The sequence below is a fragment of the Roseovarius sp. D0-M9 genome (assembly GCF_037083805.1).
GTDB lineage: Bacteria > Pseudomonadota > Alphaproteobacteria > Rhodobacterales > Rhodobacteraceae > Roseovarius.
This window is the reverse complement of sequence record NZ_JBAPKZ010000062.1, coordinates 1-10,652: the sequence shown is the minus strand read 5'-3', so window position 1 is coordinate 10,652 and position 10,652 is coordinate 1. Positions and strand designations below refer to the sequence as shown.

Genomic DNA, 10,652 nt, shown 5'->3' with positions numbered 1-10,652 from the left:
CGATGGCTGAGGTCTCCGCGTCGGACGCGCCTACCGAAGGCACGAAATATGGGAGCGGCTCAAGCACCGGTGCGCCCGACTACCCACACGGAACGAGAAGGGACCAATTATTCCCCGCAAGGTCGCAGAAATTCCCCGCCGATCTGACAGCGACGTCAGAGGGATTATTGAGCCTCATCGGCCGAGCAGGAGGCCGCACCAGTTTACGGGTAGCCACCTCGGTCTTGACGATTTTCGTGACCGCATGGCGGCATCTGGACCCTAACGCGCATGCCCCAACAATGCATGTGGGTGCATTTGGATTGCCCGGCCCTCGATCCTGTTCCTCCAAACATCAGGAAACATGCGCCGTCGTCTTCCGCGAGAAACCGGATCGACCAATATGCTGATTACGACGGGGCGAGCATCACGTTGCCGTCCCCGGGAGTCGTCACCGATCTATCACAAAAGGAGGCAATTGAACGTCGGGGACATCGACCGTTTTGCAAGAAATTTCCTTTTCTCGCTGATTTCGTTTCCGGATCTCAACCGTCCTTCCAATGTTCCATCAGAGGCGCAGTGCTGCCTCAGTCAAAACCCAGTGCAACCTTCTAAATGCAACCTCCTAAAGGAACTTTTTATGTTTATTCTCGCCTGTGGGCAGCCATCGCCCTCTCCGATTCTCGCCCAAGATGGTGCCGTCATGACCATTGACGGCGACGGACCGGATTTACTTGCAACTGCCAAAATCCAGGTCGCAAATCTTACGGATACGGAGATCAAGGCAGCGCAAAACGGCAAGATCAAAATCGCTCTCGTGAATGTCAGATCCCGTGCCGGGTCTTTCCCGATCTTTCTTTTCAAGATCGGCGGAATGGTCCTTGATGCCCCGGTCTCTCTCGGGTTGGCCGCTGCAGACGAGCGTGAGCGCTTGACCCATGCGCTGTTGCATGCGGGTGGCCTGACACGGAACGCCACGTGGGGGCTGACCATTGAAATCGTCGAGCGCTCCACTCACACGACGCAGTCCATCCGAATGATCGCGCCGTCGTCCCGTTTCTGGAGGGCCGCCGCCGACGCGCTTCTGGGGTCTGTTGATCTGTCCGGGCAACAGCAACAGGAGATGCTACGGCGCCTTTATTTGAAGTATCCGGCGCCGTCACAGCTATTGCGTCGTGCGGTTCACGTCGAGGAATTCCGATAAACCCGCCGGCTTTCCACCAGGCGGGCAGAAGGCGCGCCTGGTTTCTATCGTGGAGCTTCTGGCCATCGCTCTTGGCGCGCAGCGTTGTGACGCGCGCCGCGGACGATGTCCGGTAGGCACCGGGGTGAGTGTCGGAAAATTCAACGAAATGGAGAACTCTGATGCCCTGCTTTGCACCAACCGAAATCGACTGGACGCTCGATCTCTGCGCCGGAGATATTGTCGCCTATACGTGGCCGTTGATCGACCCGGCGCCCGACGAGAGTCCGAAAACCCGTCCGACGCTCGTGGTTGCGCTTCACGAGATTGACGGTGCCCGTTGCGCGGAGATCGTGTTCGGCACCGGGCGGCTGCGACGGCGCGGCCCCGAGGATGTGGTTCTCGACGACCCGCGCGACCTGCGCTGTGCCGGGATCCGCAAACCGACGCGGTTCGAGTCCGAGCGCCGGGCCATCGTGCCGTTGGACGACCCGGGCTTCGGGGTCTCGGCCGCGTGGGGCACCGCGATCCTCGGGCGACTGCCCGAGAGCAATGACCGCGACCGCGGCCCGCGATCCTGTCATCTTTTCCGTCAGCCGCCGCGGGAGCGGGATCGCACCCAGGCGTGATCCTCGGGCGTCGCAATCGCCCCCCCCGTGCTTGACGCTGCCGCCAAGGAGCAGAGCTCATATGTTCGACTGTTCAGACACGTCTGCCCCGCAAACAAGCCGGGCAGACGCCAGGATGATTGCGCGAGACACGCGGTTCCAATCCGTCCTGCGGAAGACCCGTGCCATTGCCAGAAATCCGCTGCCAGTTCCAAAAACGCCCCCGTGCATAAATTGGCGTTATGCATGGCGGTGTTCTTGGAAACTGCCGCCTTGAAGCAGAAAACCGATGCAAGGCTTGGAAAGCCGCTGCCAAGCTCCAGCCCCTCTGCAAGCCTGCGCTGAACGCGCCGCGCCCGCCGGAGCCGGGCGGGCGCGCAGTGAAATGGTGAGCGAAGATTCATGTCTTCAGGTGGCCTGGGTGAGGTCGACACAGGTCTCGACGGCATGTGCGCGCAGTTTCCGAAGCGACACCTCACATCCGTAGCGGCCGGCCAGCCAGTCGGCCGCGTCGAGCGCGTTGAGACGCACCGAGTCCCGGACGTTGCGCGTCGGCAGGCCCTCCGCCAGCCATCGATCGACCGTGCGCAGCGACCGGTGCGTTTTTGCTGCGAGCCCCTGCCGGGAGAGCAGGTCGCTCATGTAGCGGGGGTAGAGCGCATCGCGCGGCGTCGGACCCTGCTCGCAGGCCCAGGCATTCGGCCAGTCGATGACGTAGGAGCCAAACAATTCGGCCGGCAGCGCGCCGGACTTGATCATCTTGTAGACCGTCCGCGTCGAGATATCGAGGTGGCGTGCGCAGCGGGAGACGGTGAGGAAGGGCAGGGCGGATGTCATCATGATCGGGATATAGGTCCCGGCCGTGGTCCTCGGAAATCTTGTGGTGATGAAATCGAAGGCCCTTGGCGCCGGAGTCTCCGGTGACCCGGCTGGCCCTGCGTCATCGCGCTGTCCTCGATGTCTATGTCCCGCGTTTCGCCGAGGCTACCCGCGATCCGGGCCCCGCACGCTGCACGTCTCGGGGCAGATGAGACACATATTTTGTCGGTCCGTTTGGAATGCCGCGAGATTTTCCCTCTCTCCCTGGTGGAGAGGGAAACTCTCCGGCAACCCAAGGACAACGACATGCTGACAACAATGCTCACAATGCTGGACTTCTACGAGTCTCCCCAGGCGCAAGAGGCGCCCTACAAGACCCGGCTCGAAATTGATAAGCTGCCCAAGCGGCTGCGCCTCGACGAGATCGAGGATCTCATCGAGTATGACGCGGACCTGAAGGTTTTCGAGGACCGGATCGCGCCGGCCGGCGAAGCGCTCTTCGCCAAGGCCAGGGTGCCGGCGACGGCGCAGGGCCAGACCAATTCCCGCATCCGCACCGCGCTCAAGGCCTTCCTTGCGGCACAAAAAACGGGTCCGGCGCCGGTCACCCATCCCGATTTCATCTGTGTCGGGGAGTGGGTGCGCGACAACGAGGGTCTCACTGCGCGGGGCGATCTCTTCCCGCAAGGCCGCGGCGCGGCGATCGCCAGCCTGGCCAAGCAGTTCCGCGGCATGGCTTTCCGCGATCTTGTCCCGGCGGACGCGGGGGCCGTGCTCGCGCAGATGCCCTCGGGCAAGCGCCGGAGCTTTCGCAGCGCCCTGGCCTACGCCGACGCGTTGCGGGAGATGGCGCCGCAGCTGCCGCCGGAGGTCGCGGCCTGCCTGCCCCGGGAGCCGCTGCGCGTACCCGGACGGGACAAGCCAGTCTTCTGGCCAGATCTGCCACCCGGCCTGCGCGCCTCGGCGAGCGCCGTGCTCAAAGCCCTGCTGCAACAGACCTCCGCCCAAGCTGACGCGGCGCTGGCGCGGATCAAGGCCGGGGAGGACCCCGAGGCGGTGGCGCGTGAGGTGAATGCCGAGCGCGCCAAGGATATCACAAATCCTGCCAAGTGGGTTGAGGGTCAGCAGGGACATCTGAGCTGGCTCTATCGCGGGGCGATGCGGCGCGGCTGCTGGCCGGAAAGCCTTGCCGAGCTTCTGACGCTCGATCATTTCGAAGCGGCGATCGAGGTGCATGCTGTCGCCGCAAAGGCTGGCCGCGTGCGGGACCTCAACGAGACCGCGACACTGAAAGGCCGGTTCACCGGGTTGATCCAACTCGCCGGGATGGGACTGCGGGACCCCGGCCTGGCCGCTTCGCTCCAGGTCCTGCGCGCGACCCGCCAGGCCGAGGTCAACAACCCCTACGTCAAGGGCCTGTCGAAGAGCGCCGATGCGCTCGTGGACACGCTGCATGATGGGGGCGAGGCGCTTTACCGGCGGATCGTCACCGCGCCCGAACTGATCGAGGCCGAGGTGCGGGCCCGGCTCCAGGCCTGGGACACGATGCCCCAGGCCAGGCGGCTCGAGACGCTCAAACTCGGGGCGGCGGCCGCGATCTGGGCATTGCAGCTCTGCCGACCGCGACGACGGGCCAACGTGCTGTTTGAGCGGCTGCGCGCGGTGCGCGATCCGGACACCCGCGTCAGGCTGCAGGCCCGGACCCTGCGGGAGGAGGGACGGGACTATGTCTCGCTGACCCCCAAGGGCGAGGTCAAGAACCTGCGCAAGATCGAGTTTGTCATCCGCGCCCAGGATGCTGCAATCCTGCGCTGGTGGATCGAGGAGCTGCGCCCGCGCTACATCGAGACCCGCCAGATCAATGACAGCTGCTACCTGTTTCCGGGCACGGCCACGCCGCGCAATCTCCGCGCCGGCCTCGACCTGCCGACGGGCTGCGTCAGCGGCGCCTGGTTTGCCGAAGCCTGGAACGCGGGCGCCGAGATCGTCGGGCTGCGCCTGACCAGCCATCAGGCTCGGCACACCGCCGCGGTGATTTGGCTCGCGCGGCACCCGGGGGACTTTGCCGGCGCCGCGGCGCTGCTCGGCTCCAGCGAAGACATCGTGCGCGAGAAATACGGCGCCGACGACTCCGCCGGCGTGGCAGCCGAAGCCCGCGCCGACGCCTACAACACCTACGGAATCTGAGGAGATCCCAATGCCCAAACCTGAGCAAGTCCTGGCGAAACTGCGCGCGGCGCGCAGGATACCGCCGGCCGTGCGCGCCGCCATGTCCCGTGCGCCCGCCAAGATAGAGCCCGGCGCCATCGATGTGCTGGAGCGGTTCTACAAAGAGTTGCGCGCCCGCCGCCGCGACTATGACTGCCCGCCGCGGGCCTGTTTCGATGCGGCGGCGGCGAGCGAGTCCACGCTCGCCGCGTTGCTGCGCACGCTCGAGCGCTTCGCGCCGGAGATGTCGCTCGCCGAGGGCCGCGTGGCCCGCAAGGCCTGGTACAAGAGGCGGCAAGGCGCGGTGCGGTCCCACCCCCGGAAAGCTGTCTCTCTCGTCGAAGCCGGGCCGCCGGAGTGCTGGCCAGCCCTCTGGCACCCGGCCTATGCCCGTCTCGTCGCGGAGAGCCCGAAGGCATCCACCGCCAGGCGTCATATCAACAGTCTCAACCGCTGCGCACGGGAGCTGGCCAAGCTCGGGCTGACCCCGACCCCCGACCGCCTCCGCGCGCTCCTGCTCGGTGAGACGTTCTCTGCCCAAGGCCTCTCACCGCGCACGGTGCGCAACTATCTCGGCGCCTACCGGCGTCTTGCGCAGTGTCTCGACGCAGACCGGGAGACGCGCGACGGGCTTGCGGACATCTTTGCCGTGTGGAAGGCCCGGGCCAGCAGAGCGCCGAAGCGGAAGGACCTCAAGCTCGATAGCTTCGCCGAGGAGGGCGGGACATGGCATGGGCTGCTGGGCCAGGCGCTCGATCTGTGTGCGGCCTTCGAGCGTGGAAGCACCTCCTGGCGCGCCGCCGAAGAGCGGTCCCGGCTGCAGGCGGCGGTGCTGCTCCTCGCGCTCAACACCAATGCCCGCACCGGCGACATCGCCGCCTGGAGCATTGGCCGGGAGCTGAAACGTCGCGAGGACGGCACCTGGTCGCTGCGCTACCGGTCGATCAAAACCGGTAAGGCGGTGAAGTTCAGCCGGCTTTGGCCCGAGACGCATGCCGCGCTCGATGCCGTGCTTCTGGCGGGCCGGCCCGAGCGGATGCTCGGCGAACGCTACGCCGCGCTCGAGGGATGCAGCTGGATGCGGCACACCCGCAAACCTGTCCCGGCGAGGCATCCCAGCGAGCTCATCAAGGAGATCGCGACGCTCTCATCACATCCGCTCCGGACCCTCGCTGCCGATGTCCTTCGCAGGATCGATCCCGGTGAAAGCCCGAGGAAGATCGCCACCTGGCTCGGCCATCACAATCGCCGCAGCCAGGAAGACTACACAATTGCCGGCGAAGGCTGCGCGCTGAGCGATGACTGGGCGCAGGAGCGGGAGCGGATCAGGTCGACGCCCGCCGGTTAAAGCGTTTCGCCTCTGATGTCTCAGGTTAAAGGCGAAACGCTTTAGGGGCGGGCTCTTAGGGTCTCAATGGTCATGTTCCAGACTGCCCAAACCGGTGGACAGCCGCGCGCGGCAACGGGCGAAGGAGCTTTGCCTCTCGGACACGAAAAAACGGGGGGCAGGGCTCCACGGGAGGAGGAGCTGATCTGCGCGGTATTTTGGGGCGCGGGGGATCGTGTCCCCCGGCGATTTCACGCCTCCCCCGTCGATCCCACGACGGGAGGCCAGCGCCCAGATCGCGACAGGGTCGCCTGCTTTGCCTTCAGACGGCCCGAAAACTCCGGATCGTCATCGAAGATGAGTTCCCAGTCGCGAACTACCTCACAGATGATGGGCAAATCATCTGACGCCAGGACCCAAGTTCATGGGGCCCAGGGAAGCGGTCGCATCATTGCGAACACTCCAGAATACCCGCCCGTGCCGTGGCCGGCGACCAGCAGTTTGTCAGCCGTGACAAAGAACGGCAAATCCTCGGAGCCCGTGAGGATCTTGCAGAGAAGCGCCGCCCCCGCGATAAATGCCAGCCGCTTGGACGGGAACGGAGACGCGTCGGGCGTGCCCAGAGTTTGTGGCGCGCCGGGCGGGAGATTGTCAAAAGTGATGTTGGCTCCCCAGCCGCCAGGACGCTGCTCGAGGTAGAACCCTGCCACATCGCAATTGTCGAGGTTGCCTGGGAGGCCCAGTACAGGGCGCTGACAGGGAAAGCGGTCCTTTGCCTCCAGAGCATCGGTTACGATGTCGAGCAGACAAGCAGAAGTCGCGGAGACTTGCGGGGCGGTGTCGTTGATGTTCATGGTCAGATCCTTGTTTTTGAGTGATGAGAGGCGTTTTTGGGCGCCTCTGAGAAGAAGATTGGTCGATTGGGATCGGGGGAAAAAAGAAAACCGGAATTTCTGGCTTTGCATCCGAGTGCATCCGTTGGACCGGGGCTTGAAGTTTGCCCGCGGGCATTTCGAGGCCTTCAGGGGGTCTTTCTTTTCAGATGGTTCGACTGTCGTTGATTAACACTATCAGTGCGTTAACCGCCCCGAGCGACGCTATCGCCAGACCGGCGTGGGCCCAGTCAAAAGCCCTGGAAGCCGGCTAAGCCGTCCTGGCAGTGGAAATTTCCAACTCCGCAACATGAGCCATGCCATGGGGCACGGCATCCCGGGAAAATGTGCGAAGCCCGTCATGCGGGCCCGCTACAGGTGAGCGTTCCGCGTTCGTAGACAGCGCGGCGCAGGGTCCATATGAGCAGTGGATACATGGATCCCGGCAACCTCTGACCCCGACGAGTGTGACACAGGGCGGTTCGCCTCATCTGAGTCTTGGCGCGCCATCGTCAGGTCTATCCAGGTTTTCAAATCTTGCTTGCTGCGCAGCTGGATAAAATTTCAGTCGCATGTCAGTAGCCCTCCCGGCGCTGGCGGGGCCGGGAGGGAATGCTTCATGCGATGCCAGCCAGCTTGCGGGCATTCGCTTCGAGCGCGACGCGCGCATGGTTCGACATATCATCCTTGATATCCTGCGTCCCAAAGTCGATGTGCAGGCGCTTATCAGCATAGAGCGTGGCAGCGCGTGTCTGCCCGGCGGTGAGGGAAACATCGCAGTATTCCCGCCTCCGCGGATAGGCCCGCCCCTCGGAAATGCCGACGACGAACCACGCCGACGCGCCGCGCTCGATCCAGACCTCGGTCGACTTTGCGCCATACTTGTACGATTTCGCGGACGGGCCTGCGGGCATACATTTTACCCGGGCCCCTTTCCAGCCGCCCTTCGGCAGTATCCTCGCGAGCTGTTTCTCTGCGCGCGCAACATAGCGATCAAGCTCGTGGGCGTTGCAGATGGTGAAAGACGTTGCCCGGCCGTTCACTGCATCCAATGCGGCCTGGATTTTCGGATGGTTCTGAGAAGTGATCTTGAGACGCATGCTTGGGCGCTCCGTATTTGTGAAAGTTTGAATGGGGTGATGCCGGATGCTCCGGTCCGCCTATGCGGCGGCTGATTTTGACAAGAGCTTCACGATCTCGAGCAGGTTAGGGGTCGCGACGTCACCATTCAGGATCGCGCTGACTGTGTGTTCGCTTCCAAGCCGGAGGTCCAGGTGGAGCGACTCCGGGCGCTGGCGCTCCTGAAGCAGCGAACGGACAATCTCGACATAGCGTCTGGCCTTGGCGATCAGTGTCGGGTCATCCTGCTCGCCGGAGATCTCGATCACGCACGGAGCCAAGTCCGGATCCTCCTCGAGCGCGTACATGATCTCCAACGGATCCCGAATGACACGGCTGTCGATGATGATCCTCGCATCGGCGAATGTGACGACGAGCATCTGATAGAACATGGGCTCGGGGACCATCTCGCGGCGAAGCACATCGTCTTGGATGTCGTCACCCAGGAAAATGCGTTCCAGCGCAAGCTGCGCGCCCTGCTCCCGGCTTGCGCCGGAAAGTTGATCGTAAAACCTGAATGCAGGACCCGTCTGATCGGCGACATAAAAGCCCTCGAGTACACGATACAAATCAGAACGCTGCTCGAAATTGGCCTTGTAGCCGGAAATCAGGGCCAGGATTTCGCCAGGATTGGCGTTGTCGAGGAGCGGCAGTTCAGACGCGATGGGTGAAGCGCAGCGGTAGACGTATGCCGGCACGAGTTCTTGCGTTTCCGGCGCAATGAGGTCGGTGGAAGCAGTTGTGGAGGCAGTTTTGATCTGAGGGAGCATTTTGATCTTCCTTGTTGGTTTGGGTTAGGGGGGAGAGACAGGCGCCGTCATGGGACGCGGTCTGTTCAAATGGCGTCGATCCGGGATTTCTTTGAGTGGATCGATGTTGGTTCCGTTTGGGCCTTTCGTGTTTGCGTCCTGAGAAAGATCTGGGTTCGTTTTCTACCGGCGGAAAAGTTTTTCTCGGAGGCGGATGTTTTCGTGGGAGCTTTGGCGGGGGCACGATCCTGAATTTCGTGCTGAATGGGATGCGCGCTTCGGGGTGCGCAGCTCCGCCTCCATCGTCTCGGATCGACAGGAGCATCCGCACAGATACCGGAGCCGGTGTTGCCGCCTTGCTGGCGTGCATGGCCGCATCGCTGACGTCAGCGCTGCACCAGCCTCGCCTGACACTGGAAAATGTCGGTCAACAGGGGCTTACTCCGCCGCGATGGCCTCTGGATCGTCGGGCTGTCCGCAAAGTTCCGGAAACATGTCGAGCTGAACACTGTTCTCCGCAGGGTCTGGTTTCGCCTCCCGGGCAGCAGGCTTGCGGCGATTTTTCGTGGCCTTCGAGGCACTCTCTTGGCCCAAGCGCTCGGCGAGCCTGCCGTGCAGCTCAGCGAGTTCAAGTTCCCGGTCACGGATTGTCGTCTTGGCGCCCTCAAGGTCGGCCTCAGCATCGACGGCACGCTTTGTCTCTTCGTCGCGCTCGTCTTCCAATTTTTCCGAAATGGAGATCCAGTCATCCCGCTCGGCCGCCAGCCTGCCGATCTCGGCGGAGTGGCTGCGACGTTCTGCGGCATTGGTGCTATCTGCGAGATCCCACGCAGTGCTCCACATCGCGAATGCCGCATCGTGAAAATCTTCGGGCATCTCGGGAGCGGTCCGGGCAGAATGCTCTTCTGCTTCGATTTCCGCTTTGACCGTCTCCACGAGGGGCCTGATGTTGCGGTACGAGCCGTCACCGATCAAGTCACGGACCTTTTCGTTCGTGACAGATTCGCCTCGAGCGACCATCTTTTGAATGGCGTCGCGGATCGTTTTTTCCAGTGACGTGTTCGAGTTTGGCTTTTGTGCCATGATGCGGATTCCAATCCTGGTAATGGGAAGCGCCCGGTAATACCGTTACCTCGCGCTACCACCCCGGTGAGGTGGCAAGGAAAACATGAGTATCTCTGCAGTCAGAAAAAAACGCGGACGGGCAGAAAGGTGAGAAATCCCACAAAAAGTGCAAAATCGAGCTGCCCCGTCTTCCGCCAGCCCACGTCGCAATCCATGCCATCAAAATCACTGGAAGAAGTGGCGCTGACGCGCCGATGCTGCGGGAGTTGCTCAACCGGATCCCGGCGGACGAGCAAATCGGATAGGACACCGGGGACGGCGCGTATGATACGCGCAAGTGCCACGACGCCGTCGCTGACCAAGACGCCCACGCAGTCATCCCGCCCCGCAAGAACACCAGACCGTGGAAGCCTTCGACGGCGGGCGCGATCACCCGGAACGAGGTTCTCCGCGCATCGAAATACCTCGGGCGGGCCATCTGGCGAAAATGGAACCGATACCAATCTCGAAGGTCAATGATCCCGCATTCTCCAAGCCGATCTCTGCCTTGGATAATGCGATATGAACGCTTACCCGTTACATAATCAACATTATACGTAGCTTGGATTGCAGCCGGCACATTCCATTTTGGATTGCATCACTGGATAAATTTCTGATGCAGATCAGGAGGATGTGATGAGACGCCCCTACCGCAAATTGAACCTGGATGAACGACGTGTTCTG

General features: G+C 62.7%; 9 protein-coding genes and 1 pseudogene. 5 read left to right on the top strand and 5 right to left on the bottom strand.

Annotated elements, in window-relative coordinates; genetic code table 11:
• Positions 1-457: 457 nt before the first annotated feature.
• Complete coding sequence (locus V8352_RS20435; RefSeq protein WP_336426119.1) at positions 458-1,183, top strand: hypothetical protein; 726 nt, start codon at positions 458-460, stop codon at positions 1,181-1,183.
• Between the two features lie 161 nt (positions 1,184-1,344).
• Positions 1,345-1,791 carry a hypothetical protein gene (locus V8352_RS20430; RefSeq protein WP_336426118.1) on the top strand — a complete coding sequence of 149 codons (447 nt, stop codon included), beginning with the start codon at positions 1,345-1,347 and terminating at the stop codon, positions 1,789-1,791.
• Between the two features lie 387 nt (positions 1,792-2,178).
• On the opposite strand, the gene V8352_RS20425 is transcribed toward V8352_RS20430, so the two are convergent.
• Positions 2,179-2,610, bottom strand: coding sequence for a helix-turn-helix transcriptional regulator (locus V8352_RS20425; RefSeq protein ID WP_336426117.1), 432 nt, complete (start codon positions 2,608-2,610; stop codon positions 2,179-2,181).
• Positions 2,611-2,895: 285 nt separating this feature from the next.
• Here V8352_RS20425 and V8352_RS20420 point away from each other — a divergent pair, with 285 nt between their 5' ends.
• On the top strand, positions 2,896-4,776 hold the full coding sequence (locus V8352_RS20420; RefSeq protein WP_336426116.1) for a hypothetical protein: 1,881 nt from the start codon (positions 2,896-2,898) through the stop codon (positions 4,774-4,776).
• 10 nt (positions 4,777-4,786) lie between these two features.
• Entirely contained in the window at positions 4,787-6,145 is a 1,359-nt protein-coding gene (locus V8352_RS20415) for a hypothetical protein (protein WP_336426115.1), read from the top strand.
• A 401-nt stretch (positions 6,146-6,546) separates the two neighbouring features.
• Here the strand turns inward: V8352_RS20415 and V8352_RS20410 are convergent, their stop codons facing one another.
• The 4 genes from V8352_RS20410 to V8352_RS20395 form a co-directional block, all read right to left on the bottom strand.
• On the bottom strand, positions 6,547-7,089 hold the full coding sequence (locus tag V8352_RS20410) for a hypothetical protein (protein WP_336426114.1): 543 nt from the start codon (positions 7,087-7,089) through the stop codon (positions 6,547-6,549).
• Between the two features lie 524 nt (positions 7,090-7,613).
• On the bottom strand, positions 7,614-8,096 hold the full coding sequence (locus tag V8352_RS20405; RefSeq protein ID WP_336426113.1) for a hypothetical protein: 483 nt from the start codon (positions 8,094-8,096) through the stop codon (positions 7,614-7,616).
• A 60-nt stretch (positions 8,097-8,156) separates the two neighbouring features.
• Positions 8,157-8,885, bottom strand: coding sequence for a hypothetical protein (locus V8352_RS20400; protein WP_336426112.1), 729 nt, complete (start codon positions 8,883-8,885; stop codon positions 8,157-8,159).
• Positions 8,886-9,302: 417 nt separating this feature from the next.
• Positions 9,303-9,947 (bottom strand): DNA-binding protein, encoded by a 645-nt coding sequence (locus V8352_RS20395; protein WP_336426111.1) that lies wholly within the window; start codon positions 9,945-9,947, stop codon positions 9,303-9,305.
• A 191-nt stretch (positions 9,948-10,138) separates the two neighbouring features.
• On the opposite strand from V8352_RS20395, the pseudogene V8352_RS20390 reads away from it, so the two are divergent.
• Positions 10,139-10,438, top strand: a pseudogene (locus V8352_RS20390) (transposase); the annotation flags it as partial.
• Positions 10,439-10,652: the final 214 nt, after the last annotated feature.

Coding starts and splice junctions, on each gene's coding strand:
- V8352_RS20400 (WP_336426112.1), bottom strand. CDS start 8,885: ATGCTCCCTCAGATCAAAACTGCCTCCACAACTGCTTCCACCGACCTC.
- V8352_RS20420 (WP_336426116.1), top strand. CDS start 2,896: ATGCTGACAACAATGCTCACAATGCTGGACTTCTACGAGTCTCCCCAG.
- V8352_RS20405 (WP_336426113.1), bottom strand. CDS start 8,096: ATGCGTCTCAAGATCACTTCTCAGAACCATCCGAAAATCCAGGCCGCA.
- V8352_RS20425 (WP_336426117.1), bottom strand. CDS start 2,610: ATGATGACATCCGCCCTGCCCTTCCTCACCGTCTCCCGCTGCGCACGC.
- V8352_RS20395 (WP_336426111.1), bottom strand. CDS start 9,947: ATGGCACAAAAGCCAAACTCGAACACGTCACTGGAAAAAACGATCCGC.
- V8352_RS20430 (WP_336426118.1), top strand. CDS start 1,345: ATGCCCTGCTTTGCACCAACCGAAATCGACTGGACGCTCGATCTCTGC.
- V8352_RS20410 (WP_336426114.1), bottom strand. CDS start 7,089: ATGCAAAGCCAGAAATTCCGGTTTTCTTTTTTCCCCCGATCCCAATCG.
- V8352_RS20415 (WP_336426115.1), top strand. CDS start 4,787: ATGCCCAAACCTGAGCAAGTCCTGGCGAAACTGCGCGCGGCGCGCAGG.